The sequence below is a fragment of the Corynebacterium sp. CCUG 69979 genome (genome assembly GCF_024454095.1).
Taxonomy (GTDB): Bacteria; Actinomycetota; Actinomycetes; order Mycobacteriales; family Mycobacteriaceae; genus Corynebacterium; species Corynebacterium genitalium.
Genome location: NZ_JAGPZA010000011.1, coordinates 60,981 through 85,425, shown reverse-complemented (window position 1 = coordinate 85,425; position 24,445 = coordinate 60,981). Strand labels below are relative to the sequence as shown.

The following is a 24,445-nucleotide window of genomic DNA, read 5'->3' as shown; positions in this document are numbered from 1 at the left end:
GTCGGTCACGCTGACTCACATAAAGCTACACACCAACCACCAACAACACAAACCCCCAGCACAAACACGGTTTCTAGGTGCCGTCGATAAGCGTTTTAAACGCTAATTCGTTGCACGTTGGCGCCGAGCGCATTGAGGCTCTCGACAAAGTAGGGGTAACCGCGGTCGATGTGCTCGACATCGTGGACGACGGTCTGCCCATCGGCGACAAGGCCAGCGAGAACAAGGCCGGCGCCTGCACGGATATCGGAGGACCACACGTCGGTGGAGGAGAGTTTGTTCACGCCGCGCAGGACAACGTGGTGGCCGTCAACGGTGGCGTCAGCACCCAGGCGGAGCATTTCGTCGACAAAGCGGAAACGCGATTCGAAGACGTTCTCCGTGATCACCGATGTGCCGTCGGCGATAGCGCTCAAGCCGATAGCCATGGGTTGAAGGTCAGTAGGAAAGCCGGGGAACGGCAACGTCTGGTAGTCCACCGCCTGGGGGCGGCGATTCATCCGGATGCGGAAGCCCTGGTCGTAGGTCTCCACGTCAGCGCCTGCAGTCCGCAGCTTTGACAAAGCGAGGTGGAGGTGACGCGGGGCGATGCCGCCGACTGTCACGTCACCCTGAGTCATCGCGGCCGCGTAGGCCCAGGTGCCTGCGACAATGCGGTCACCGACGACGGTGTGCTCCGTCGGGCGAAGCGACTCCACGCCGTCGATAGTGATGGTCGACGTGCCCGCACCCTGGATCCGCGCTCCCATCTCATTGAGCATCTCGCACAGATCCACAATCTCAGGCTCGCGGGCGGCGTTGTCCAGAATCGTCTGACCTTCCGCAAGAACCGAGGCCGTGAGAATGTTCTCTGTTGCGCCCACGGACGGGAAGTCGAGGCTGATCTTCGCACCGCGCAGTTTGTCCGCGCGGGCAACCACAGCGCCGTGCTCGATGTGCGTCGTCGCACCGAGCTTCTCCAAACCCGATTGGTGCATATCCAGGGGACGTGAACCGATCGCATCTCCACCGGGCAGCGCAACGACGGCCTCACCACAGCGCGCGGTGAGCGGCCCGAGCACCGCAACCGACGCACGGAACTGCCTCACCGCGTCGAAATCAGCGCGGGAAGAAATGAACGCTGGCGAGTGGATGCGCACGACTGTGCCCTCAATCTCCACTTGGCAGCCCAAGCCCTCGAGAACCTTCTTCATCAACGGGACGTCGAGAATCTCGGGGCAGTTGTTCAGGGTCGTTGTTCCCTCCGCGAGAAGGGCCGCTGCCATGAGCTTGAGCACACTGTTCTTCGCGCCTTCGACTCGCACCGAGCCCTGCAGACGGGTGCCACCTTGGACCAGAAATCGCTGTTTCACGGCACCCAGGGTAATGAAAGTTTTAGGGCAGTGCGCCAATTCGGCGTGCGGCGTTCACAGCCTCGTAGCGCGTGTGGGCTCCGAGCTTGCGCATCACGCTGCGGAGGTAGGACTTCACCGTCTCCGCGCCGATGCCCATTTCTTCGGCGGCCTCCACGTTCGTATGCCCCAGGGCTACGCACGACAAAACGTCCAGCTCACGAGCAGACAGCTTCGTCGCTTGTTTGACACGCACCGGGGAGACCATCTGGTCACACAGCTGCTCCAGCTCCTTGCGGACCGGACCTTCCTCCACACGGTTCGCCAGCATGCGCAGCTTGGAGTGGGTCGCACGCACCTGTTCCCACTCGGCCCCGTTCATCACGCGGCCGGTCTTAGCGGTGGCAGTTTTGCCGCCCTCGGCTCGTCGTAAAGCGGAGTTGACCGCGAGGTCTTGCTCAAGCGTGCGCGCTGTCATCGTGACTTCCTCGATGACCTTCTCCCCCAGCCGCACGGGTGAATGCACACCTACGTACAGGACGCCGCGGATTTCGCGCTGCACGATGACGGGCACAGCCACCACAGAATGCAAGCCTTCGTCCTGGATCGATGCGTCGTGCTCGTGGGAGATGACGCTCGCGCGGGTGTAATCGGACACGCCCACCGCGCGACGGGTAGCCACAACACGCCCGCCGACGCCCTGGTTCGGGTCCAGAACCAAGTTGTGCAGCGACGTCGTGCGCAGCCCCACCCACTGGGTGATCTGCAGTCGATTGTCTGCAAGCAGTGTGCCGTACATGGCCACCGGGATTCCGGTCGCGGTCTTAAGGGACGTCAGTGAGGCGCGGATTGCGTCCTCATCGTCCTTGACCCGGTGCGGATCCATTCGTTCTCCTTCATCAGAGCGCCCACTGCAAGTGATTCCCCGACTCAGGGAAACATCTGGTTCGGTGTGCGGATGAGGTCCATAATAACCCGGTTATGGGGGTAACCAAATTGCGACCCCTCCCCTAAGGCACGTCGTTGACATGTGCACTGACATGTCGGAATGCCCGAATCACCGGACGAAGCTACCATCCCTCTCCCCCGAGTGGGTGCCCCCGCGCACGTCACCGCCGCAAAACAGGTCGGTTCAACATAGTTATACCGAGCGGTCTAGGTTTCTGCGCGAATTGATGTACGATCGGTTTCCGTGAGCGGAGCACCCGCGCTACCGCCCGAAAAAGACACATGCGACCAACGCAAGGAGCGCTACCTCATGGCGAACATCTACAACAACATCCTGGACACCATCGGCGGCACCCCGCTGGTCCAGCTCAACGGCATTACCAAGGACACCGACGCCGCTAACGCACGCGTGTTGGGCAAGCTGGAGTTCTTCAACCCGGCCAACTCCGTCAAGGACCGCATCGGCCGCGCAATCATCGACGCAGCTGAGGCTTCCGGCGAACTCAAGCCGGGCGGCACCATCGTCGAGGCAACCTCCGGCAACACCGGTATCGCCCTCGCGCTTGTCGGTGCAGCTCGCGGCTACAAGGTCATCCTGACCATGCCGGAAACCATGTCCGTCGAGCGTCGCGTTGTCCTGCGCGCATACGGTGCGCAGATCGAGCTCACCCCGGGCTCCGCAGGCATGAAGGGTGCTGTCGAAAAGGCAGACGAGATTGTCGCGCAGACCGAAAACGCCATCCTTGCCCGCCAGTTCGAGAACGAAGCCAACCCGAAGGTCCACTACGAGACCACCGGCCCAGAGCTGTGGAACGACACCGACGGCGAGATCGACATCCTCGTGGCAGGCGTGGGCACCGGCGGCACCATCTCCGGCGCCGGCAAGTACCTCAAGGAGAAGAACCCGGACATCAAGCTCGTCGCGGTCGAGCCGTCCGCTTCCCCGCTGCTGTCCGAGGGCACCGCGGGTCCGCACAAGATCCAGGGCCTGGGCGCGAACTTCGTCCCGGGCACCCTCGACCGCGAGATCGTTGACGAAGTGATCACCATCTCCAACGAGGATGCCGTAGCGACCTCCCGCGAGCTCGCAGCGAAGGACGGCATCCTGGGCGGCATCTCCACCGGTGCCAACATCAAGGCTGCACTTGAGGTCGCGTCCCGCCCGGAGAACGCCGGCAAGACCATCGCCACCATCGTCTGCGACTTCGGCGAGCGCTACATCTCCACCATTTTGTACGAGGACATCCGCGACTAAGCATTGCTTATCGACGGCTGACCGCCCCGTCACCGCCCCCGCATCCTGTGAATCTAAACCCGCAGGGCCGCGGGGGCGTTCCGTTTCGCGCTGCTAAACTCTGGCGACATGTTCAAGGTGATCAGCGCAATCCGTGAGGACTTGGAAAACGCCCGGCAGCATGACCCCGCCGCCCGCGGCGACGTGGAGAACGCCATTGTTTACTCCGGCCTTCACGCCATCTGGTCGCATCGGATCAGCCACAAACTGTGGGTGAACGGTCACAAGGGGCCCGCGCGTGTGCTGGCGCAGTTCACCCGCTTCCTCACTGGCGTGGAGATTCACCCCGGTGCCACGATCGGGCGGCGCTTCTTCATCGACCACGGCATGGGCATCGTGATCGGTGAAACCGCCGAGATTGGCGACGGGGTCATGCTCTACCACGGGGTCACCTTGGGCGGGCAGGTACTCACGCAGACCAAGCGCCACCCCACTATCGGCGACAACGTCACCATCGGAGCGGGCGCGAAGGTACTGGGCCCGATCACGATTGGCGAGGGCTCCGCTGTCGGCGCCAACGCTGTGGTGACAAAAGACGTCCCAGCGAACTGCATCGCCATCGGCATCCCCGCCAAGTTCCGCCCGCGCATGAAAGACGAGCGCAAGCACTTGGTGGACCCGGACGCCTACGTGGCGAACGACTCGAACTACGTGATCTAGGACACGAGTGCGGTGGTACAGGCGCCGCCCTTTTGCCGAAATCTCCGGTGAGCTAGAGCCAATCGACTAGAAGGCTACATTTCTCGCCAAGAAAGAAACGTTCTAGCTAGTTGTTTCTAGCTGCTCGTGTCCACGGCGTTATGTTGGCAAGGGCAACTACGACACGAGGTCGTTGTACTCCGGATTCTTCGCAATGAAGTTTTCCACGGCAGAGCACGACGGCACGATCTGCTTGCCAGCGCTACGGGTGTCGTCGAGCGCCGCCTTGATCAGCTTGCCGGATAGTCCTCGACCGCGGAACGCCGGGTCGATGACGGTGTGGTTGAAGTCCCGCACGTCGCCGGTCTCGTGGTAGTTGGCGAAGCCTGCTTGCTGCCCGTCGACCTCGATGACGTAACGGTGCCCAACTTCGTTGTGCTCGACCTTGTAGTCGTTGTTCTGGTTATCGCTCATGGCACGACCCTACAGACGAAAAAATCCCTGCGCTTTCGCGGAGGGATTCATTCTGTGGCCAGAGCCAGGATCGAACTGGCGACCCCACACTTTTCAGGCGTGTGCTCTACCAACTGAGCTATCTGGCCGGAACCGCTGAAACTAAGCAGTTCAGCGACCCTGACGGGACTTGAACCCGCGACCTCCGCCGTGACAGGGCGGCGCGCTAACCAACTGCGCCACAGGGCCTTATTCTCTTGTCCGGATTCTCCAATCCTGTGCGCAGTGCAGGGCGTTGCCCACCGCATCTTGCACGAGTGACTACTCTACACAGCCCCTCACTGCAGCAACAAATCGCCAGATAAAGCGAGGTATCGCCCTGTTTCGGAGCCAAGATCGGTGACGTAATCCGCCCGTGCGACGACCGCGAGGTTATGCTCAACGACGATGACGGTGGCGCCGCCGTCGACAAGCGCGTCGAACAGCGCCACGATACGAGCAGTGCCCGTGAGGTGGAGCCCGGTCGTCGGCTCATCAAGCAAGTACGCACCCGCGGGGGCGCTCGCCGCTATACAGAGTGGTCAACGGCTCGCCGAGCGTGCCACCACGAGGGCACCCTCATATGCCCAACCATCCTAGGCGACCGGGAATCCCTGCAGCGAGCGAAAGTTGGTGCCTTACGGCTGGCAGCGGATCTGGAAACGCAAACACCGGTGAACCACCGAAAGACAAAAAGCCCGAGGTGAACCTCGAGCTTGACTGCGACCCTGACGGTGTCTGAAGTCTTGACATAATTGACACGGCGTGCCTGGGACAGCATTCCTGATGGTTGACAGGTCAGTCGCGACATCGTTGACACTTAGGGGATAGAAACAATCCGGGGTGATGGTTGACACCTCAGTCGCGACATCATTGACACCTCCCGCCACCCCCGCGTGGTTAGTGACGGTGCTGGTATCAGTCGGGACATCGTTGACAGATGAACCGCCCGGAAAGGCCCCACCGATCACTCGGACGCCGTACCCTGCACCAGGCCTACACAACAGGACCTAAAGCTGAACCAACCTTCACCCCGAAAGAAGAATGGCGCACCCGCAACGACGTCGTCGCCGCCAGCGGCAAAGTCACCATCCGCTACGCCGGCAGGCTCTACAGCCTAGGAATCGGCCGAGCCTACAGCGGCGAAGAAGTCCTGATGATCATCACCGACAACCACATCACGACATCACTAAAAGAAACCGGCGAACCCATCACCGAGCACTACATCGACACATCCCGCAACTACCAAAAACCATACTGGCGAAAAGGCCAACCCCCACTGACCTGAAAACCGCAACCGGCACCTTGGAAAAAATAAACACCAAGACGCCGGTTTGTCCACCATGTCGCGACTCATCTGTCAACAATGTCGCGACTGATGACAACTGCGACCCTGACGGGACTTGAACCCGCGACCTCCGCCGTGACAGGGCGGCGCGCTAACCAACTGCGCCACAGGGCCTTCGTACCCCCAACGGGATTCGAACCCGTGTTGCCGCCGTGAAAGGGCGGAGTCCTAGGCCACTAGACGATGGGGGCAAAGCCGTATTGACTTGTTCGCCGTCCGCTGGACAGCTTGCCTATCATAAACCGGCCCGTCAACCCCCTCCAAATGCACAGGTGGTCAGCTATTTATGCGGCGAGAGTAGCACTCAAGACGGAGACCACCATGGCGATGACCATGGTGTTGAAGGTGAAGGCAATCAAAGTGTTGTAGCGGATCTCTTTCCAGGCGTGCCTGTTTGTCGGGGTGGCGGGAACACTTGCACCCATCGTGGACACCATCACTGCCTGGTTCAGGTAGTCGCCGAAGAGCGGCTCCCCATCCAAATAGGAGAAGTCGAACATAGGCTGCTCCCCTTCCGCCCGGTACCGATAGTCGAGCTCGAGGTACTCCGCCGCGTAGGTGACGATCATGAACACCCACGACCACACCACCGCGATACCACCGACTGCCAACCAGCGCCAATCCTCCCGGAAAACATCGAAGCGGCTCATCGCGATCGCCGCGGCCATCGCCACGATCGCGCCGAGGCCGGAAAGGTTCGCGGCCCCCTTGATTCCCCACCCCTTAACCCACTTACTCTCGGCGGAGGCACGCTCGGATCGCGCATATGCCCGCAGCTCAGCCGGGTTGAGGCGCGAGAGCAGGCGCACCGTCCACCAGCCGAAGATCGTGACGTAGACGACCCAGTAAGTCAGGTAGGTGCTGATGATCACCATCTCCGAATGCTGCGCGAGCATTTCCCGCGGGAGCAGCAACCGCAGCATGATGATCGCGCCGAATGCGAGGACGGTGCTCACCGCGTACCGGGTGACCTCCGAGGCGCCACGGAAATCTTTCTCACTCATCTAGCGGGTGACTGGCACCATGGTGGATCGGTTGTCGTGGGAGCCCACGACGGTCTTGCCGAAGGGGAAGCAGGTGACCGGGATGAGCTTCAGGTTCGCCCACGCCAACGGCAACCCGATGATTGTGATCGCCTGGGCCAGAGCAGTGGCGATGTGTCCGAGTGCCAACCACAGGCCAGCAACGATGAACCAGATGACGTTGCCGATCAGACTGAAGCCCCCGCCTTGGCCGGTGTCAACAACTTCGCGGCCGAACGGCCAGAGCACGTACCCGGCGATGCGGAAGGACGCCAGACCGAACGGGATGGTCACGATGAGCAGACAGGCCAACACGCCGGCGAGAACGTAGCCAAGGAACAACCAGATACCGGCGGTGATCAGCCAAATGATGTTGAGGATCAGTCGAAGGAGAGCCATACCCGTCACTTTAGCGAGCAAAAGCGAGTTACAGGTCGTGCTTTACGGATTCGAGGTTGAGCATGACCTGCTGAGGCTTTGAAACTAGGCGAGCAAAAGCAAGCTCACTGCCATCACAGCCATGCCGGCGACAAAACCGTATATGGCGGTGTGGTGTCGGCCGGTCTCAATGGCGGTGGGCAGCAGCTTGTCGATGCTCACAAACACCATTACTCCCGCGATTGCCGCGAACACGACACCGAGCGCCTCGGGACCAATGAACGGCCGCAGAAGCAGGTAGCCCACCACCGCGCCGAGTGGCTCCGCCAGACCCGACAGTGTTGCCCACCACGCCGCGCGCCACTTAGAACCCGTCGCTTCACGCATGGGCACCGCCACCGCGATGCCTTCGGGAATGTTGTGGATCGCAATGGCCACCGCGATGGGCAGCGCGAACGCCGGATCCTGCAGCGCGACAAAGAAGGTGGCGAAGCCTTCGGGGAAGTTGTGAATGGCGATTGCCAGCGCCGTCATCACCCCCACCCGGCGCATCCGGCCGGCGGCGCGCACGTCCGGCCCCTCATGCGGGTTGATCTCTTCCGGTACGAACCGGTCAATGACAGCGATGAGCGCAATACCGGCGAAGAAAGCGACCGCGGCCCACACGTCGGGGCGGCTGCGTCCCGCCTCGCTGAGCCCGTCCACCCCTTCCGGGAGCAGTTCCACCAGGGAGACGAACACCATAACCCCGGCGGACAAACCGAGAGCTCCCGCCAAGAAGCGCTGGCTGGGAGTGTTCTTGAGGGCGACGATGAGGCCGCCGAGGCCCGTCGATAAGCCTGCGAACAAGCTGAATCCGAAAGCAACGGCGAGCTCTGCCATGCGAAAAGCCTACAGTAGGGATTATGGCTACCGCAAACATCTACAGCGACGCAGAACTCCACCCCACCAAAGACGAATTCGCCAACCAATTCTCGAGGATCACCCAGGTCGACGGCTCCTACCGCGCGTACGACCGCGACGACAAAGTCGGCATCGAGGTGCTCGTCGGCCCCGACAACGAGGGCAACCTCACGCAGTGCGGCTTCAGCTACCGCGAGGAAGACATGGCGCTTGACGACGAGCTGACGCCCCTTACCCACTCCGTCCTCGGCCGCCGCTCCGTGGCACACCTGACAGCAGACCCTGTCGCAGTGCGCGAATTCGCGCAGGTGATCCTGACCGGCGACAACGGTGCAGACTTCTCTGAGACCTCGCCGATCTTCGCCGTCCGCGGCACGGGCAGTGAGGATGTCACAGTCGATAACGTGGTCGTTGAGAACCACGACATGCTCAACTCCGTGGGCACTCTCACCGTCGACGGCGAGGAAAAGCGCTACCAGCTGCGGATCCAGCGCCTCATCCGTGAGATCCCTCAAGCCGAGGAAGGCGACCTCGCGCTCGTGCGTGACGACGGCGCGATCCTCATGAACCTCGGCATCTGGGACTAGCGCGACTATTCGCCGTCGATGCGGGCGAGTAGCGCGTCACGCACCTCGCGGCGGCGGATCTTACCTAGCTGATCTTTTGGCAGATCCTCAAAGTGGTAGAAGGTGCGTGGCACCTTGTACCGGGTGAGGTTCTCACGCGCGAATTCTTTCAGGCCGTCCGGGTCGAGCTTCGTGCCCTCCGCCAGCACCACGCACGCGACGACGTCTTCGGAACCGTCCGTGCGCGGGCGGCCTACCACGGTGACCTCCTCGATGTCTGGGTGCGTGCGCAACGTCTCTTCGACTTCCGCCGGGTAGACGTTGAACCCACCGGTGATGATCAGCTCCTTGATGCGGCTGACCAGTCTGATGAAGCCGTCTTCATCCATCACGCCCATGTCGCCGGTGCGGAACCAGCCGTCGTGGAAGACTGTGGCTGACGCCTCATCGTTGTTCAGGTACCCGCCGAAGACTTGCGGCCCCTTGGCCAGGATCTCGCCGGCCTCACCGTAGGGCATTTCCTCGTCGAGGTTATCGGGGTTGGCAATGCGGATCTCCGTGTCCGGGAACGGGATGCCGATGTACCCGGGCCGGCGATCGTCCGTCGGCGGGTTACCGATGAGAATCGGCGACGTCTCTGTCAGCCCGTAGCCCTCCACGAGCCGGCCGCCGGTCGCCTTCTCCCAGCCCTCGATGACCTCCGCCGGCAGCGACGACGCGCCAGAGAAGCCCGTCTGCACCGCCGACATGTCCGCGCCTTCTTCCTCAGCCGTCGAGACAATGCGCTCAAATACGGTAGGCACACCCGGCACGAACGTCGGCGGGTTCTTTTTCTTCATCGCGCCCATGATCAGGTCCATCGTCGGGGCGGGCAGCAAGATCAGTTCGCTGCCGATGAGGAACGTCAGCGTCAACGAGAACGTCAGACCGTAAGCATGGAAGAACGGCAGCGTGGCCAGCATGCGCTGGCCGGGTTCCTGCAGCTCCTTGACCCACGCGCGCCCCTGGATCGGGTTGGCCAGCAAGTTGCGGTGCGTCAGCGGCGCACCCTTGGGGCTTCCGGTGGTGCCGGAGGTGTAGAGGATGAGGGCGGGGTCGTCGCTAAGCATGCGCGGCGTGTCGATCGCGCGGGGTTCGCCGAGGAACCTCTCCCACGGCAGCGTGTCCTTCGCCTGCGCTGTCAGCGACGCGCGCGCTTCCTTGAGCTTTCCGACGGGCACCCGCAACGCCACCCGCTGCACCAGGGGCATCGCTTTTGTCATGTCCACGCTGACGATCGTCTCCAGCGGGGTGTCTTTCGCGAGTTTTTTCGCCGTGTCGGCGGCCTTATCCCAGACCACAGCGACCTTGGCACCGTGATCGTTGAACTGGGGGCGCAGCTCATTCACCGTGTAGAGCGGGTTGTGCTCCACCACGACCGCGCCGAGCTTCTGTACGGCGAAAAATGCCACGACGTGCTGTGGGCAGTTCGGCAGCATGATGGCCACGCGGTCGCCCTGGGCCACCCCGACCTTGCGCAACCCGTCGGCAGCACGGCGGACCTGCTCGTCGAGCTGAGCATAGGTCATGGGCCTGCCGAAGAACCGCGTCGCCGGCTTCCGCCCGTTCACCGCGAGATTCTTGTCGTAGAGGTCCGCCAGCGTGTCGTCGCCGTAGTCCAACGTGTGGTCGGTCCACTCCGGGTAGAAGCGCAGCCACGGCTTCTCGGCGGCGCTGCGGCGACTGCCCTCGGCCTTACTGAGGCTGATTCTGGTGCTGCCGGTGCTCGTGTTGTTCCTGCTGTCTTCGCTGTTTGCGCGATCTGCGACCATAGGCGCCACCCTACGCCCCTTCGACGGCCTCATGCTGGGGCGCCGACCCTTAGGTTGAGAATCCCAGAACGTTCGAAAGCACCGAGATGGTCACGACTGCGCCAGTCACGTAATTCAGCCAGAGGAAGACCCTCCACGCACGATTCACTGCCGCCGACGTGGCGTCAGTGACGTTCCAAAACTTCAGCGTATTGGCCACGTATCCCAGGCCGAGCAGTCCCACAACCCACCCCGGGGCCGGCAGCACGAAGCACAGCCCGGCCGCCAGACCGTACAGCACGCCCGCGAACCGCGTGGTCGTCCGGGCGCCGAGCTCTGTGGCCACGGAGCCGGTGCATGGTCTTCGGCAGCACAGCGCCTTCCACACCGCCTTTGCGCGGGTTGACGATGTCAGATTCGTAGTCGAAGACATCATTCATCCCGTACATCGCGACGTTGTACGGGATGAGGAAGAAGATGAAGCCCACTACCAGCAGCGCGGAAAACTCTCCCTGCGCCAGCAGGTAAGTCAGCGCGAACGGAACGGCTGTGTTCACCCAGCTCAGCGGCCGCGACGCCGCGAGAATGCCCCGTAGCACCCGCATCAGTCACGCCCCCAGAACGCGGTGACCACCAGGGCTGTGAACAGTGGGTAGAACAGATCCTCCACCGGAATCCGCCCGATGTTCAGCCCGAGGGTGGTGGCGTGACCGAATTCGTACAGGCCTGCTGCCACCATGAGGTTGTCAAAGACGATGGTGAGCACGAACAGGATGCCGGCCACCGCGGCGGTCAACTTCCAGGGCCGCCGCCTAGCCCACAATGCCGCGGCCGCGATCAAGAACGGGGCAGAAATCAGAAGGTAGGTCACGGGCGCAGCAGTCCTGTCAGGTTCATCGTCAGGTACGTGAGAAAGAACAGGAAAATCGGTTCTTCCAGCGGCAGCTGCGGCGCAAGATCGATGCCCACCATGTAGGGCGAATCGCCGCGCACGAACGTGCCAGTGGCAATGCCGAGTCCGTCCCAGCACAGCAGCGCCGCCACGCACCCCAGAGAGAGCAGCCAGGCCCGGCGCGAGTCACGGAAGAACGCAGTCTTCCAGCGGTGATCGATGATCACCATGCCTGCCAGCGAGAACAGCAGCACCCCCAGGTACGCGAACTGCATTAGAGCGCCTCCGGCAGCGGGCCTGCGCTCGTGTCGCCGCGCAGCCGCTTGATCACGTTCTCGGCGGAGATCAGGCACATGGGCACACCCACACCAGGGGTTGTCGTTCCGCCGGCGTAGTACAGGTTGTCCAGCTTGCGGCTCTTGTTGGACCCACGCAAAAACGCCGACTGCCGCAACGTGTGCGCGGGCCCGATGGATCCACCCGACCACGCGTGGTACCGCTCAGCGAAGTCCGCCGGTCCCAGCGTTTGCTTGACGACGATTCTTCCCTCCAACCCCTCAACCCCGCACCAATCAGCAATCTGCTGGGTGGCAGCGCTAGCAATCCTTTCGACCTGCTCGCTCGCCTGCTCCCGGTACATATTCCCGTGGCCGATGGCCTCCTCCGCTGCGACGGGGACGAGCACGAAGAGGTTCTCATGCCCCGCAGGGGCCACGCCAGGATCGGTCGCACTCGGTTTGGAGACGTAGATGGAACGGGAGGCGCCAATCGGCCGCTGCGGAACGGGGCCATCGAAGACCGCCGCGAAATCGTCGTCCCACTCGCGGGAAAACAGCAGGTTGTGGTGCGCAAGCTGGGGAATCTCCCCCTCCACGCCCAGCATGACCAGCACCGTGCCCAGGCCTGGATCGCGGGGGGCGAAGTAGCTCTCGTCGTAGGTGCGCTTCTTCTTCGGCAGCAGACGGGTCTCCGTGTGGTGCAGGTCCGCGCAGGAGATGACGATGTCGGCGGGGAGGGTGCGGCCGTCGATAAGCGTGATGCCTGTGGCCGCGCGCCCGGAATAGTTGATCGCTGCGACTTCGGTATTGAAGGAAAAGCGCACGCCCTGCTCTACGGCGATGTCGTAGAGCGCGTCCATCACTGCGGCGAACCCACCTAGGGGGTATTGCACGCCCTGGGTGAGGTCGGTGTGGCTCATCAAGTGGTACATCGACGGCGTGCGCGCCGGGTGCGAGGAGAGGAACACTGCCGGGTACGTGAGCATCTGGCGCAGGCGGACGTCGGTGAAACGGCTAGCCACGAAGCGGTCGATCGGCTCGGTGAGATAGCGCGCCAACTCACTGTAATGGCCGGAGATCTGCGTGAACGGCGCGATAGAGCGGAACGTCGTGTACAGGAAGTTCTCCAGCGCGAGCTCGTAGGTCTCTTCAGCAGTGTCGAGGTAGGTGCGCAGCTTTGCTCCGGCACCGGGCTCGATGGACTCGAACAGTTCGGCGGCGTTGTCACGGCCAGAGGTGACGTCTATGGGCGCATCGCCCTCGGGAAACAGCCGGTACGCGGGAGCGAGCGGTGCCAGATGCAGCACGTCGGCGGTGCGCTTGCCGAACAACGCGAAGAAGTGGTCGAACGCGTCCGGCATGAGGTACCAGCTGGGGCCGGTGTCAAAGCGGAAACCCTCGACAGATTCCGTACCGGCCCGGCCGCCATGGGTGGGCAACTTATCCACAACCGTGGTCTTGATGCCCTCTTTGGCCAGCAGTGCGGCTGTGGCCATGCCGGCCACGCCGGCACCGATCACGATCGCTGTTTCGGGGTGGGTCACTGGGTTCTCACTTTCCTGATTGCCCGCGCCGTGAGCAGCAGCTTGCGGTGGTTAGGCACGCTGATTCTCGTCGCGGCCACCTCATGCGCCGGTGTGGCCGCGACGCGCTCGTTCAGGTCGCGGAAGAGCGCTTCGGCCGCTGCCACTCCCCGTGCCGCTGCAGGAGGCAGGAGCGGGATGGCTGTGCGGGCGCGGTCGAGTTCGCGGTTGATGCCGCTGGTGAGGGTGCGCTTTGCGGCGTCGTCAAGCTCCGTGCCCAGGTACGCGCGCCCCAGGCCGTCGCGGTCTTCACCGAGGTCGCGGAGGAAGTTGACCTTCTGAAACGCGGATCCTAGCGCCCTGGCGCCCTCCTCCATCGTGCGACGGTCCTCGTCCGTGGGGTCGTGGCCGTGCAGGAAAACGTCCAAGCACATCAAGCCGATCACCTCGGCGGAACCGTAAATGTAGTCCCCCAAATCTTCCTCGGAGTAATCCGAATGCGTAATGTCGCGGCGCATCGAGGCAAAGAACGCCCGCACGTGGTCATCTTTGATGCCGCAGCGGCGGTGCGTGTTCGCCCAGGCGTGGAGCACCGGGTCGGTGTGAAAACGGTGCATCGGCGCGTGCAAGACCTGCTCTTCGTAGAGCTCCAACAGGGTTTCCGGGCACTCGTTGGCCTCAGCGGCGGTGCCATCGACGATCTCGTCAGCGATTCGGACCACCGCGTACACGTTGCGGATGTCGCGCTTCGTGTCGGCGTCGAGCACCTGCGTGGCTAGGGAGAAACTGGTGGAGTACTGCCCGATCACCTGCGCCGCGGCTCTGTCCGCCATGCGGTCGTAGCGGGCAAGATAGGAATCTGTCACAACGGGCCTTTGCAGCAGAGCAGTAGGTACCTCACCGAGCCTACAGCGCGGGACCGGCTCCCGTTCGGGCCTGCACTAGGCGCTGCGGCAAGCGCTGCCACGGAGGGGAGGAAGAAAATCCCCGCATCATCGAATGCCACCCTCTGAGGAACCGCCGGCGAAGCTGGCGCCGGCCACGCAGGGCTCGGTCGTCCATTCCCACCACAAGCTCGGGCACGAAGCGGATCGTCTCCCCCGGCCGCACCGCAAAAGAGAGCTGAATGTCGTCGTGCGATTCAGTGTCAGCGAGATCCAGCGTGCTGCCGACGGCCTGCCACCACTCGGTGCGAAACGAGCTGTTGGTCCCGAACAACGGCGGGTGGCCCAGGGCAGAACCGACCGAGAGACGGTACATGGATAGGTAGAGGCGGGAAATGAGGTGGGGTGTGCCGTCGAAAAGCGCGGGGCCGGTGATCCCTACGGTGTGGGCAGGAGCGTGACGCCACTGCTGCTCCACCCTTTCCAGATATGTTTCCGGCAGCCACGCGTCCGCGTCGGTGCGAACAATGTAGTCGGCACCTAACCCGCATGCCGCGTTATAACCCGCTGCCGCTGCCCATGTGATTCCACGACGCGCTTCCGTGATGACAGTCGCACCGTGCGCCGTGGCAACCTGCACTGAATCATCGTCCGACCCGTTGTCGACGACGACCGTGAAATCCGCCGCGCGACGTTGCCGGGTGATGCTGCGCAGACAACGCTCGAGCAACTCCGCGTCATTGAGACACGGGATCACCACGGAGATTGTCGGACTAGCCACGCAGCAAGTCTAAGCCAGGGACACAAGCGCGGCCTGGTGCACGCGCAACGAAGCCCCTGGCCAATCATCACCAGGGGCTTCAACGGATCGTGGGCCCTCCGGGGCTCGAACCCGGGACCTGCGGATTAAAAGTCCGTAGCTCTACCAACTGAGCTAAAGGCCCGTAGGGTCCCATGGTAAACCCTTGGGACCCCTCGCAAGTAATCGGGCCTGAAGTTCAGCCGACCTGAGTGCGGGCAGGAACTTAGTCCTGCTTCATCGTGCCGGTCTCTTCCATGCGGAGGTGGAAGTCGAAGGCGTGACGCAGGTCGTGCGGGGTGGACTGGTACTTGGACTTCGCGGCGCGCGCGACGTACTCCTCCAACAGCGGGCGGTAGGTCGGGTGGGCAATCGAAATCATCTTGGCCACGCGGTCGCGCGGAGCCAGGCCGCGCAGGTCAGCGACACCGTACTCGGTGATGAAGACCATCGCGTCGTGCTCGGTGTGGTCCACATGCGACACGAACGGCACGATGGCGGAGATGGCGCCGCTCTTCGCCTCCGACGGGGAGATGAAGGAGGATATGAATGCGTTACGGGTGAAGTCGCCGGAACCGCCCAGGGCGTTCATCAGGCGGGAGCCGTTGATGTGGGTGGAGTTGGCGTTACCGTAAATGTCCGCCTCGATCATGCCGTTGGTGGCAATCAAGCCTGTGCGGCGGATGACCTCCGGGTGGTTGGAGATGGACTGCGGGCGCAGGATGATGGACTCGCGGTAGCGGGATGCCTCGTTGTTCATCTTCTCCGCGTACTCCGGGGACAGGGAGAAGGAGGTTGCGGAAGCCACGGTCATCTTGCCGGCATCGATCAGGTCGACCATGCCGTCCTGGATCACCTCGGTGTAGGCCTGGATGTTCTCGAACTTGGACTCCATCAGGCCCGCCATCACAGCGTTCGGGACATTGCCCACGCCGGACTGCATGACGTAGCCGTCGTAGGCGAGACGGCCAGCCTTGACCTCGTTCTCCAGGAAGTCCAGGAAGTTGCCGGCGATCTGCTCGGAGGTCTCGTCCGGCGCCTTGAAGGGTGCGTTGCGGTCCGGATCGTTGGTCTCCACCACAGCGACGACCTTCTCCGGATCGATCTCGATGTAGGTGGTGCCGATGCGGTCGCCCGCCTTGGTGATCGGGACCGGGATGCGGTTCGGCAGCGGCGGCACGAGCCAGATGTCGTGCATGCCCTCGAGCTCCTCAGACTGCCACTCGTTTACCTCAATGATGATCTTTTTGGCAGCGTTAAGGAACTCCACGGAGTTACCCACGGAGGAAGACGGGATGATGTTGCCGCTCTCATCGATCCGCACAGCCTCAACGATGGCGACATCGAGGTCGCCGAAGAAGCCCTGCTCAACCATCATGCCGGAGTGGGACAGGTGGATGTCCTGGAACTTCATCTCACCCGAGTTGATCTTGTTACGCATCGTCGGGTCGGACTGGTACGGCATGCGGTAACGCAGCGCGTTCGCCTCAGCCAGCACGCCGTCGCACTCCGGAGCAGTGGAAGCACCAGTGAACAGATCGATGCTGAAGTCCTGGCCCTTATCATGGGCGGCCTTCGCCTTCTCCGCGATGGCGGTCGGCAGCGCCTTCGGGTAGCCCGCGCCGGTGAAGCCGGACATGCCGACCTTGTCGCCGTGCTCGACGAACTGGGCAGCCTCGTCGGCGGACATGACCTTGTCCCGCAGCTGCGCGTGCGAAATGCGGTCGCTCATCTTGTACTCCTTGTATGTCGCGTGTGCTTCTTTCACACCATTGTGACGCACCTGGCATTTTTGTGCCACAACTTACTAGGTAGCGTGGTCTGCGTCTCGATCGTGTCCGGGTTTGTGTCCGGCGTGGCCAAGCGGGAACAATGGGCGCTGTGATTACCATTGCCCCCCAACTGCGCATCGGCGGCATCGAACTCGCCTCGCCGGTCATCCTCGCTCCGATGGCCGGTGTGACGGACATGCCGTTCCGTGTGCTGTGCCGCGAGATCGAGGAAGATCTCACGGACACGGTATCGGGACTGTACGTGTGCGAGATGATCACAGCCCGCGCGCTCGTGGAGGGCAACGAGAAGACCCTGCACATGACCACGTTCGCACCGCAGGAGACACCGCGCTCGATGCAGCTGTACACCGTCGACCCGGAGTACACTTACAAGGCTGTCCGAATGATCGTCGAGGGCGACATGGCGGATCACGTGGATATGAACTTCGGCTGTCCTGTCCCCAAGGTGACCCGCCGCGGCGGCGGTTCTGCGATTCCGTACAAGCGCGGGCTGTACCGCAACATCGTCTCCGCCGCGGTCAAAGCAGCGGACGGCCGCGTTCCGGTCACTGTGAAGTTCCGCGTGGGCATTGACGACGAGCACAAGACCCACCTGGATGCCGGCCGCATTGCCGCTGAAGAAGGCGCATCGGCCGTGGCACTGCACGCCCGAACGGCCGCCCAGCGTTACTCCGGCACCGCAGACTGGGACGAGATCTCCCGGCTGGTCGAGCACATGGACGGCACGGGGATTCCGGTGCTGGGCAACGGCGACATCTTCGCCTCCACCGACGCAGAAGAGATGATGGAGCGCACCGGTTGCGACGGTGTCGTCGTCGGCCGCGGCTGTCTGGGCCGTCCGTGGCTCTTCGCCCAGCTCTCCGCCCAACTGCGCGGCGAAGTGGTTCCGGCAGAACCGACGCTTGGCCAGGTCGCCCGCATCATGGGCCGCCACGGTGAGCTGCTCGCTGCCCACAACGGCGAAGAGCGTGGGTGCCGCGAGCTACGCAAGCACGTCGGCTGGTACCTGCGCGGCTTCCCCGTCGGCGGCCAGTTCCGCAGCGAACTCGCCCGAGTCTCCACGCTCGAGGAGCTCCACTCCCACTTATCCACCATTGCCGACTCCGACGCCATGGCCGAGGCCGCTGACGAAGCTCGCGGCCGCAAAGGCTCCAGCGCCAAAGTCGTCCTCCCAGAAGGCTGGCTGGATGACCCCGAGGACGACACTGTGCCTGTAGGAGCGGAGATTGAGAACTCGGGCGGGTAACGTCATAAAGCATGCGAACCGCTTACCGCGAGCACCTCGACGCCTTCTCGCGCGACCTGCAGATCATGAGCGACACTGTGCGCGCGATCATGAAGCACGCGTCGACCGCGGTGCTCGAGGCATCGCTTGACGACGCTGAAGCTGCCCTAACCGCCGCCGACTCCCTCAAAGAGATCCGCGACCGGTGCGAACGCCGCTCCATGCAGCTGCTCGCGCTGGAGAACCCGGTCGCCTCCGAACTGCGGCAGGTCTTCACCTCGATCTACATTGTCGAAGACTTCAACCGCATGGGCACGTTGGCCAAACACATCGCCAACACCGCGCGGCTGCGCCACCCGGACCCGGTGGTGCCGCTTGACGGGCCGGGGGTGTCGTTACGCGAAAGCGTCGTGGAGCTCGCCGGACGCACGGACACGATGAGTGAACTGATCCACGACCAGCTCATCAGCCCCGACGCGGACCTCGCGCTGGAGATGAACGAGCTTGATGACGCTGTCGATGACACCCACAAGCAACTCCTGACCACCCTGACCAGCCGGGAGTGGGAAGGCCCCAACCGCCTCGCCGTCGACTTGGCACTCATCGCGCGCTTTTATGAGCGCTACGCCGACCACTGCGTCAACGTCGCTGCCCGCATCGTTTTCCTCGTCACTGGCCTGACCCCGGAGAACTACATTGAGAGCAAAGACTCCGACGGCCAAGACGTGGAGATGAACGAGCGCTTCAGCAACCTCGAGCGCTACTTCGCCGAAGACTAGGCCGACGACTGTTCCGCACGCCCCGTCAACAGGGCGAAAGCCCTCCGGCCCGAAGACCGAAGGGCTTTACGTGGTATCCCGAAGAAGAGCGATTTAACCGAAGCGACCGGAGATGTAGTCTTCGGTCTCCTTGCGCTCCGGGTTCTCGAAGATGGTGGTGGTGTCGTTGAACTCCACCAGGTGGCCCGGCTTACCGGTGGCCTCGAGGGAGAAGAAGCCGGTCTTGTCGGACACGCGGGCTGCCTGCTGCATGTTGTGGGTCACGATGACGATGGTGTACTCGTCCTTCAGCTCGTGAATGAGGTCCTCAACAGCGAGGGTGGAAATCGGGTCCAGAGCGGAGCAGGGCTCGTCCATGAGGAGGACCTCAGGACGGACAGCGATCGCGCGAGCGATGCACAGACGCTGCTGCTGACCACCGGAAAGGCCGCCGCCCGGCTTGTCCAGACGGTCCTTGACCTCGTCCCAGAGGTTCGCACCGCGAAGGGACTGCTCGGTGATCTCCTTGAGCTTCTTCTTGTCCTTTTCACCCTGGAGGGTCAGGCCAGCGACGACGTTCTCCTCGATGGACATGGTCGGGAACGGGTTCGCTTTCTGGAACACCATGCCGACGGTGTTGCGCACTGCAACCGGGTCAACGTTGTCGGCGTAGATGTCGTGGCCGTCGAGGAGGACCTCGCCGTCGACGGAGGCGTTCGGGATGACCTCGTGCATGCGGTTGAGGGTGCGCAGCACGGTGGACTTGCCGCAACCAGACGGACCGATGAATGCGGTCACGGCCTGGCCGGGGATCTTCATGTTGACGCTCTGCACGGCGTGGAAGTCGCCGTAGTAAATGTCGAGATCGTTGAGCTCGAGCTTAGACATTGTGTTTTCTCCTGGAGAGTGAAAGGGGGTTAGCGGCTTACTTCTTGACCGAGTACTTGGACGCGATGAGGCGAGCAAGCAGGTTCAGGGCGACGACGATGAGGACCAGGGTGAGGGCAGCACCCCACAGGCGGTCAGTAACGGCCTGAGCCGAACCAGACTTCCACATGTCGAGCATGAACAGCGGCAGCGACGACTGCGGTCCTTCGAAGATGTTGAACGCGTTCATCACCTTCGTCGAACCCACGAGGATCAACACCGGAGCGGACTCGCCCATGACGCGGGCGACAGCCAGCATGATGCCGGTGACGATGCCGGACAGGGCCGTCGGCAAAACGATGCGGACGATCGTCTTCCATTTCGGCACGCCCAGTGCGTACGTGGCTTCTCGTAGGTCCATTGGGACGACACGGAGCATCTCCTCCGTATTTCGCACCACGATGGGGACCATCAGCAGGATCAGAGACAGGGCGACGGCGAAACCGGAGCGCTCCTGGCCGAGGATGGTGATCCACAGGGCGTAGATGAACAGGGCGGACACGATCGACGGGACACCGGAGAGGATGTCCACCATGAAGGTGGTCAGTTTGCCCAGACGGTTGCCGCCGGAGTACTCCACCAGGTAAATCGCGGTGAAGACACCGATCGGGATGGAGAACAGCGACGCGATGAGGGTTTGGACGAGGGTACCGACGATGGCGTGCGCTGCACCGCCGCCTGGGGCACGGGTACGCGCGCCACCCATGTCCTCAGTCCACCAATCGACGTCCAAGATCGGGCCAATGCCGCGGCTGACAAGGGTGAACAGCAGCCAGCCGAGCGGGATCAGTGCGAGGATCATGGCCAGCCACATCAGGCCGCCCATGAAGCCGTTGGTGAATTTACGGCCACCAGAAATGTCGGTGAACGGGTTGTCCCCGTCAGAGTTGGTGCGAGCCGGCTCGCGGGTTTCGGTGGCGGTTTCGGTTGCGGTTGCGGTTGCCGCGGCCGAACCAGCGGAGGCGCCGGTGGAGTCCTTGTCGGTCTTTACAACCTTGTCTTCCTTCACAACCTTGTCGGCCTTGTCTGCCTTGTCAGGCTGGCCAGAGTTGCCGGAATATGCAGTGCTCATGGCTACTCTCCTACTTGTTGACGATCGCGCGGGCGATCGAGTTGACGATGAAGGTCAGCAAGAACAGCACCAGGCCGGCAGCGATGTAGGCACCTGCCGAGACCTCGTTGTTGAACTCTGCGGACGCGTTTGCAATCGCGGTAGCGAAGGTGGTGCCGCCGTCAAACAGCGACCCACGAAAGGCACCACTCGGGGACACGACCATGTAGAGCGCCATGGTCTCACCGAGAGCGCGGCCCAGGCCAAGCATCGAGCCGGCGATGTAGCCAGACAGGCCGAACGGCAGCACGGTCATGCGGATGACTTCCCAGCGGGTAGCACCGAGTGCCAGAGCGGACTCGATCTGGCCGGGAGGGGTCTGCACGAAGACCTCACGCGCAGTCGCGGCGATGACCGGGAGGATCATGATCGCCAGGACGATGCCACCGGTGAGGATGTTACGGCTGGTGGCGAAGGCCGGCGAGTTACCGTCCGCAGTGAACAGGAATGTGTTCCCGAGGAAGGTGCCGTGGATCCATTCGTAGAAACCGGACAGTGCTGGGCCGAGGACCTGCGCACCCCACAGACCGTAAACGATGGACGGCACGGCGGCGAGCATGTCCACCAGCGTTGCCAGCGGGCGAACCAGCTGCTTCGGCGCGTAGTTGGACAGGAAGATGGCGATGCCCAGGGCGATCGGCATAGCGATGATCAGGGCGATGATCGAGACCATCATGGTCACAAAGAACAGGTTCGGAATACCGAACTGCATGTTCTCCAGGTTCGAGGTCTGCCAGGGACCGGTGTAGGTGAAGAAGTTCTCCTTGTTCAGGCGCAGCGGCTTGATCGCCTGCAGCACGAGGAACAGACCGACGGCCGCGATGATCACAGTGATCAGCGCCGCGGAAATGGTGGAGAGAGCTTCGAAGATGCGGTCGCCCGGGCGCTTGACGCCAGCGCCTCCGCCGGAGGTGTGGCCAGTTGCGGGGGTGTCAGAAACTGCGGGGTCCTGGCCCTTCTCGCGCGGTGTGGCCTGGGAGGAGCTGACCACCGCATCTTCGCGAGTGGCAGGTCCGGCGCCGCGGTCGTCGTGCTCAGTTGCCGGCAATTCGTTGTCAGCCATAGTGACGAATCCTTTGTGTGAAAGTTCTGAATGCGGTGCTCCGCTCATGCGGGTCCGCAGAAGAAGACATGTGGTTTCTCAGTTAGAACTCAGAAACTCGTTGCCACAAAGACATACCCCCGGCTCACTTCGGTAGCAGGGGGTATGCCGGTCGGCTAGGACCGCAGTCCTAGGCGACCATCAAAAGCGCTTAGCTGATGGCTTCGACAGACTCGCGCAGCTTGTCAGCGAACTCGCCGGAAACCGGGATGAAGCCAGCGTCCTCGAGCTCTTCGTCCTGGGACTCCAGAACGACGGTCAGGAAGTCCTTGACCTGGTTGCGGGTCTTCTCGTCGTCGTACTTGGAGCAGACGATCTCGTAGGTGGTCAGGATGAGCGGGTAGGAGTCAGCCTCCTGCTGGGCGAAGAGAGCGTCAGCGTCGACGACCATGTCGTTGCCCTCGGACTTGAACTCGACCTTATCCAGAGCAGCGTTGACGGTGTCGTTGTTCAGCTCGACCGGGCCATTGCCGAAGTCGACGTTAGCAACGCCGAGCTCGAGGTCGCGGGCGTAGCCAGCCTCAACGTAGGTGATGGCACCGTTGGTGGCGTTGACCTGCTCAGCAACAGCGGTGGAGCCGTTAGCACCAGCGCCGACCTTCTGCGGGAATGCCTTGCCTTCGCCTTCCCACTTGCCGTCGGAAGCAGCAGACAGGAACTTCTGGAAGTTGTCGGAGGTACCGGACTCGTCAGAGCGGTAGATCACGGAGATCTCCTGGTCCGGCAGGTCTGCGCCATCGTTGTTCTCAGCGATCTTCGGGTCGTTCCACTTGGTGATGGTGCCGTCGAAAATCTCAACGATGTTGTCGATGGACAGGTTCAGGTCCTCAACGCCCTCAAGGTTGTAGGCGACAGCGACCGGGCCGATGACCATCGGCAGGTGCCATGCGTCGTTGCCACCGCAACGCTCCTTGGCCTGCTCAACCTCGCCCTTGTCCTCCTTCAGCGGGGAGTCAGAGCCGGCGAAAGCAGCCTGGTTGCCCACGAAGTTCTTGATGCCGCTACCGGAACCGGTTGCGTTGTACGCGAGGTTAGCGCCGTCGACAGCCTCAGCGTAGCGGGAACCGAAGTAGTCCATGGCGTTTGCCTGAGAGGTAGCACCCTCAGCAACGAGCTGGCCGGACTCGCCGGACAGGCCCTCGATTTCACCGGTGTCGGTGCTCTCGTTTGCGGAGTCGTTGGAGTTGTCGCCGTTGTCTGCGGAGTCGCCGCAAGCGACCAGGGAAACGGAGGTCAGTGCTGCAAGGCCGGCGAGAGCGGCGGTGCGCTTGATGTTACGGATCACGGGATACCTTTCCGGTGCGAATTCAGATCTTCTTCTGAGCATCGGTCCCAAGCCGCCGTGGTCACGGATGCGCGTTTTCGCGCGCCAGTCACCGTGGCTGGGTGCTCACGTATGGGAAAGCTACGGGCTGCGCGTTAACCCAACAGGTTCTAAACGGTGAACAATGCGTTAACTTTGTGGTCTCCTGTGAATTAGTGGTGCGTTCTATGTCACAAAGTGCGCTGATTTGAGTAGACAACATGGCGTTCCGCGACGCTAAACCCCATGTCTACGTACCTTTTCACCGCTGGCTCGTTGTCTGACTCCACGTACAGGATGACGCGCTGCGCACCGCCATTCACCAAGTGCTCCAGCCCGGCGCGCATCAGCGGTTCGCCTAGCCCGGTGCCACGGTAATTGCTCGCCAATCCGACAACGTAGACCTCACCGAGAGTGCGGGAATGCCGCTTCGTCCAGTGGAGTCCCGCTAACGCCGGCTCGCCGGAAACATCCCACAGCAGCCGCACGCCGTTCGGGTCGAACCAGTCCGTGTCCATTCCCTCTTTCAGCCGGTTCAGATCCCAGCCGCCTTGCTCGGGGTGCCACGAAAACGCGTCGTTGTTCACAGCGAGCCATTGCTTATCGACGTCTTCGCGCCCCCACTTGCCCACCGCCTCCGCATAACTGATGTCCTCTATATGGGAGCCACCCGCCCGCGATGCGATCTCGCTCAGCAGTTCATCCGTGCCCTGCGCGACTGCTGCGAGCTTCTCCCCCGCGACATCCATGACAAGCAGCTCGCGCACAACATCGAGGTCAAGAGATGCTCCGAGCGCCTGCGCTGCAGGCAGGTTACCGTGCGCCCACAAACCAGCGTCGTCACGGCGCTGCAGCACCTCCCGCGCCAACGCTGCGCCTACTCCAGCACCGCGCCGCGGCGGGTCGACTGCCAGCTCGGCCGATCCGTCGGGGGCGAGGGCGGCGAGGCCAGCAAGGGAGCCGTCGATAAGCGCTGCGATGTGCGTGTGCTCGTCGCCGTCGAGACCGCGGACGAAGGCCTCGGAGAACGCCTCCACGCCATCGTGCTCAGCAGCGCGGGCGAGGATATCGCGCGCCGCCCCGGCTGTGTCAGCGTCGCGGTCGCGGAAGGAAACAGTGGTAATGGAAACGTCCGTCAT

Annotated in this window: 24 protein-coding genes, 5 tRNA genes and 2 pseudogenes; 6 read left to right on the top strand and 25 right to left on the bottom strand. The window is 62.7% G+C overall.

The window, feature by feature from the left end; genetic code table 11:
* Positions 1-95: 95 nt before the first annotated feature.
* Entirely contained in the window at positions 96-1,352 is a 1,257-nt protein-coding gene (murA, locus tag KBX18_RS07775) for a UDP-N-acetylglucosamine 1-carboxyvinyltransferase (RefSeq protein WP_255995521.1), read from the bottom strand.
* Between the two features lie 22 nt (positions 1,353-1,374).
* Entirely contained in the window at positions 1,375-2,217 is an 843-nt protein-coding gene (gene ramA / locus KBX18_RS07770) for an acetate metabolism transcriptional regulator RamA (RefSeq protein ID WP_255995520.1), read from the bottom strand.
* A 372-nt stretch (positions 2,218-2,589) separates the two neighbouring features.
* On the opposite strand from ramA, the gene cysK reads away from it, so the two are divergent.
* Positions 2,590-3,534 (top strand): cysteine synthase A, encoded by a 945-nt coding sequence (gene cysK / locus KBX18_RS07765; RefSeq protein WP_255995523.1) that lies wholly within the window; start codon positions 2,590-2,592, stop codon positions 3,532-3,534.
* A 108-nt stretch (positions 3,535-3,642) separates the two neighbouring features.
* The gene (gene epsC / locus KBX18_RS07760; protein WP_255995518.1) at positions 3,643-4,233 is read left to right on the top strand and encodes a serine O-acetyltransferase EpsC; all 591 of its coding nucleotides are present in this window, start codon (positions 3,643-3,645) and stop codon (positions 4,231-4,233) included.
* A 156-nt stretch (positions 4,234-4,389) separates the two neighbouring features.
* On the opposite strand, the gene KBX18_RS07755 is transcribed toward epsC, so the two are convergent.
* The 4 genes from KBX18_RS07755 to KBX18_RS07740 all read right to left on the bottom strand — a co-directional run bounded on the left by KBX18_RS07755 (position 4,390) and on the right by KBX18_RS07740 (position 5,207).
* A complete protein-coding gene (locus tag KBX18_RS07755; RefSeq protein ID WP_255995517.1) occupies positions 4,390-4,686 on the bottom strand; it encodes a GNAT family N-acetyltransferase in 297 nt (98 codons plus the stop codon).
* Between the two features lie 55 nt (positions 4,687-4,741).
* Positions 4,742-4,814 (bottom strand) — tRNA-Phe (locus tag KBX18_RS07750).
* 26 nt (positions 4,815-4,840) lie between these two features.
* Positions 4,841-4,914: transfer RNA gene (locus tag KBX18_RS07745), tRNA-Asp, on the bottom strand.
* A gap of 89 nt (positions 4,915-5,003) precedes the next feature.
* On the bottom strand, positions 5,004-5,207 hold the full coding sequence (locus tag KBX18_RS07740) for a hypothetical protein (protein WP_255995516.1): 204 nt from the start codon (positions 5,205-5,207) through the stop codon (positions 5,004-5,006).
* Positions 5,208-5,659: 452 nt separating this feature from the next.
* Between KBX18_RS07740 and KBX18_RS07735 the strand changes: the two are divergent.
* Positions 5,660-5,992 (top strand): annotated as a pseudogene (locus KBX18_RS07735) (IS481 family transposase); the annotation flags it as partial.
* A gap of 100 nt (positions 5,993-6,092) precedes the next feature.
* Here KBX18_RS07735 and KBX18_RS07730 read toward each other — a convergent pair.
* The 5 genes from KBX18_RS07730 to zupT all read right to left on the bottom strand — a co-directional run bounded on the left by KBX18_RS07730 (position 6,093) and on the right by zupT (position 8,334).
* Positions 6,093-6,166, bottom strand: a tRNA-Asp gene (locus tag KBX18_RS07730).
* A gap of 4 nt (positions 6,167-6,170) precedes the next feature.
* Positions 6,171-6,243 (bottom strand) — tRNA-Glu (locus tag KBX18_RS07725).
* 93 nt (positions 6,244-6,336) lie between these two features.
* The gene (locus tag KBX18_RS07720; protein WP_005288747.1) at positions 6,337-7,056 is read right to left on the bottom strand and encodes a DUF1345 domain-containing protein; all 720 of its coding nucleotides are present in this window, start codon (positions 7,054-7,056) and stop codon (positions 6,337-6,339) included.
* On the bottom strand, positions 7,057-7,473 hold the full coding sequence (locus KBX18_RS07715) for a YccF domain-containing protein (RefSeq protein WP_005288744.1): 417 nt from the start codon (positions 7,471-7,473) through the stop codon (positions 7,057-7,059). It abuts the gene before it with no gap.
* 84 nt (positions 7,474-7,557) lie between these two features.
* Entirely contained in the window at positions 7,558-8,334 is a 777-nt protein-coding gene (zupT, locus tag KBX18_RS07710; protein WP_005288741.1) for a zinc transporter ZupT, read from the bottom strand.
* A gap of 23 nt (positions 8,335-8,357) precedes the next feature.
* On the opposite strand from zupT, the gene KBX18_RS07705 reads away from it, so the two are divergent.
* On the top strand, positions 8,358-8,942 hold the full coding sequence (locus KBX18_RS07705) for a hypothetical protein (protein ID WP_005288738.1): 585 nt from the start codon (positions 8,358-8,360) through the stop codon (positions 8,940-8,942).
* A gap of 5 nt (positions 8,943-8,947) precedes the next feature.
* Here KBX18_RS07705 and KBX18_RS07700 read toward each other — a convergent pair whose 3' ends face one another.
* The 9 genes and pseudogenes from KBX18_RS07700 to KBX18_RS07660 all read right to left on the bottom strand — a co-directional run bounded on the left by KBX18_RS07700 (position 8,948) and on the right by KBX18_RS07660 (position 16,819).
* The gene (locus KBX18_RS07700) at positions 8,948-10,732 is read right to left on the bottom strand and encodes a long-chain-fatty-acid--CoA ligase (protein ID WP_255995515.1); all 1,785 of its coding nucleotides are present in this window, start codon (positions 10,730-10,732) and stop codon (positions 8,948-8,950) included.
* 49 nt (positions 10,733-10,781) lie between these two features.
* Positions 10,782-11,316 (bottom strand): annotated as a pseudogene (locus KBX18_RS07695) (UbiA family prenyltransferase).
* On the bottom strand, positions 11,316-11,582 hold the full coding sequence (locus KBX18_RS07690) for a lycopene cyclase domain-containing protein (RefSeq protein ID WP_005288730.1): 267 nt from the start codon (positions 11,580-11,582) through the stop codon (positions 11,316-11,318). Before KBX18_RS07690 ends, KBX18_RS07695 begins: the two are co-directional and overlap by 1 nt.
* Entirely contained in the window at positions 11,579-11,878 is a 300-nt protein-coding gene (locus KBX18_RS07685) for a lycopene cyclase domain-containing protein (protein ID WP_255995514.1), read from the bottom strand. Before KBX18_RS07685 ends, KBX18_RS07690 begins: the two co-directional genes overlap by 4 nt.
* The gene (gene crtI / locus KBX18_RS07680; RefSeq protein WP_255995513.1) at positions 11,878-13,425 is read right to left on the bottom strand and encodes a phytoene desaturase family protein; all 1,548 of its coding nucleotides are present in this window, start codon (positions 13,423-13,425) and stop codon (positions 11,878-11,880) included. The genes KBX18_RS07685 and crtI overlap by 1 nt, the downstream gene beginning before the upstream one ends.
* A complete protein-coding gene (locus KBX18_RS07675; protein ID WP_255995512.1) occupies positions 13,422-14,270 on the bottom strand; it encodes a squalene/phytoene synthase family protein in 849 nt (282 codons plus the stop codon). Before KBX18_RS07675 ends, crtI begins: the two co-directional genes overlap by 4 nt.
* Before the next feature lie 40 nt (positions 14,271-14,310).
* Positions 14,311-15,069: a glycosyltransferase family 2 protein gene (locus KBX18_RS07670; protein ID WP_255995511.1), complete on the bottom strand. Its 759-nt coding sequence runs from the start codon at positions 15,067-15,069 to the stop codon at positions 14,311-14,313.
* A gap of 90 nt (positions 15,070-15,159) precedes the next feature.
* Positions 15,160-15,232, bottom strand: a tRNA-Lys gene (locus tag KBX18_RS07665).
* 81 nt (positions 15,233-15,313) lie between these two features.
* On the bottom strand, positions 15,314-16,819 hold the full coding sequence (locus tag KBX18_RS07660; protein ID WP_040423503.1) for an acetyl-CoA hydrolase/transferase family protein: 1,506 nt from the start codon (positions 16,817-16,819) through the stop codon (positions 15,314-15,316).
* Between the two features lie 140 nt (positions 16,820-16,959).
* Between KBX18_RS07660 and dusB the strand changes: the two genes are divergently transcribed.
* Together dusB and KBX18_RS07650 are read left to right on the top strand one after the other, a co-directional pair.
* Positions 16,960-18,126 (top strand): tRNA dihydrouridine synthase DusB, encoded by a 1,167-nt coding sequence (gene dusB, locus KBX18_RS07655; RefSeq protein ID WP_255995510.1) that lies wholly within the window; start codon positions 16,960-16,962, stop codon positions 18,124-18,126.
* A gap of 11 nt (positions 18,127-18,137) precedes the next feature.
* Complete coding sequence (locus tag KBX18_RS07650; protein WP_255995509.1) at positions 18,138-18,884, top strand: phosphate uptake regulator PhoU; 747 nt, start codon at positions 18,138-18,140, stop codon at positions 18,882-18,884.
* A 93-nt stretch (positions 18,885-18,977) separates the two neighbouring features.
* On the opposite strand, the gene pstB is transcribed toward KBX18_RS07650, so the two are convergent.
* The 5 genes from pstB to mshD all read right to left on the bottom strand — a co-directional run bounded on the left by pstB (position 18,978) and on the right by mshD (position 24,445).
* A complete protein-coding gene (pstB, locus tag KBX18_RS07645; RefSeq protein WP_005288704.1) occupies positions 18,978-19,751 on the bottom strand; it encodes a phosphate ABC transporter ATP-binding protein PstB in 774 nt (257 codons plus the stop codon).
* Between the two features lie 37 nt (positions 19,752-19,788).
* Complete coding sequence (pstA, locus tag KBX18_RS07640) at positions 19,789-20,862, bottom strand: phosphate ABC transporter permease PstA (RefSeq protein ID WP_005288702.1); 1,074 nt, start codon at positions 20,860-20,862, stop codon at positions 19,789-19,791.
* Between the two features lie 10 nt (positions 20,863-20,872).
* Positions 20,873-21,964, bottom strand: coding sequence for a phosphate ABC transporter permease subunit PstC (pstC, locus tag KBX18_RS07635; protein ID WP_255995508.1), 1,092 nt, complete (start codon positions 21,962-21,964; stop codon positions 20,873-20,875).
* Between the two features lie 190 nt (positions 21,965-22,154).
* Positions 22,155-23,330 (bottom strand): phosphate ABC transporter substrate-binding protein PstS, encoded by a 1,176-nt coding sequence (gene pstS / locus KBX18_RS07630; protein WP_005288696.1) that lies wholly within the window; start codon positions 23,328-23,330, stop codon positions 22,155-22,157.
* Positions 23,331-23,497: 167 nt separating this feature from the next.
* The gene (gene mshD, locus KBX18_RS07625) at positions 23,498-24,445 is read right to left on the bottom strand and encodes a mycothiol synthase (protein WP_255995507.1); all 948 of its coding nucleotides are present in this window, start codon (positions 24,443-24,445) and stop codon (positions 23,498-23,500) included.

Bases quoted from the DNA above. Each gene is read 5' to 3' on its own strand.
- ramA (WP_255995520.1), bottom strand. From the start codon at position 2,217: ATGGATCCGCACCGGGTCAAGGACGATGAGGACGCAATCCGCGCCTCA.
- cysK (WP_255995523.1), top strand. From the start codon at position 2,590: ATGGCGAACATCTACAACAACATCCTGGACACCATCGGCGGCACCCCG.
- epsC (WP_255995518.1), top strand. From the start codon at position 3,643: ATGTTCAAGGTGATCAGCGCAATCCGTGAGGACTTGGAAAACGCCCGG.
- KBX18_RS07755 (WP_255995517.1), bottom strand. From the start codon at position 4,686: ATGAGCGATAACCAGAACAACGACTACAAGGTCGAGCACAACGAAGTT.
- KBX18_RS07720 (WP_005288747.1), bottom strand. From the start codon at position 7,056: ATGAGTGAGAAAGATTTCCGTGGCGCCTCGGAGGTCACCCGGTACGCG.
- KBX18_RS07715 (WP_005288744.1), bottom strand. From the start codon at position 7,473: ATGGCTCTCCTTCGACTGATCCTCAACATCATTTGGCTGATCACCGCC.
- zupT (WP_005288741.1), bottom strand. From the start codon at position 8,334: ATGGCAGAGCTCGCCGTTGCTTTCGGATTCAGCTTGTTCGCAGGCTTA.
- KBX18_RS07705 (WP_005288738.1), top strand. From the start codon at position 8,358: ATGGCTACCGCAAACATCTACAGCGACGCAGAACTCCACCCCACCAAA.
- KBX18_RS07700 (WP_255995515.1), bottom strand. From the start codon at position 10,732: ATGGTCGCAGATCGCGCAAACAGCGAAGACAGCAGGAACAACACGAGC.
- KBX18_RS07685 (WP_255995514.1), bottom strand. From the start codon at position 11,878: ATGCAGTTCGCGTACCTGGGGGTGCTGCTGTTCTCGCTGGCAGGCATG.
- KBX18_RS07660 (WP_040423503.1), bottom strand. From the start codon at position 16,819: ATGAGCGACCGCATTTCGCACGCGCAGCTGCGGGACAAGGTCATGTCC.
- dusB (WP_255995510.1), top strand. From the start codon at position 16,960: ATGGGCGCTGTGATTACCATTGCCCCCCAACTGCGCATCGGCGGCATC.
- KBX18_RS07650 (WP_255995509.1), top strand. From the start codon at position 18,138: ATGCGAACCGCTTACCGCGAGCACCTCGACGCCTTCTCGCGCGACCTG.
- pstB (WP_005288704.1), bottom strand. From the start codon at position 19,751: ATGTCTAAGCTCGAGCTCAACGATCTCGACATTTACTACGGCGACTTC.
- pstA (WP_005288702.1), bottom strand. From the start codon at position 20,862: ATGAGCACTGCATATTCCGGCAACTCTGGCCAGCCTGACAAGGCAGAC.
- pstC (WP_255995508.1), bottom strand. From the start codon at position 21,964: ATGGCTGACAACGAATTGCCGGCAACTGAGCACGACGACCGCGGCGCC.
- pstS (WP_005288696.1), bottom strand. From the start codon at position 23,330: ATGCTCAGAAGAAGATCTGAATTCGCACCGGAAAGGTATCCCGTGATC.
- mshD (WP_255995507.1), bottom strand. From the start codon at position 24,445: ATGACGGACGTTTCCATTACCACTGTTTCCTTCCGCGACCGCGACGCT.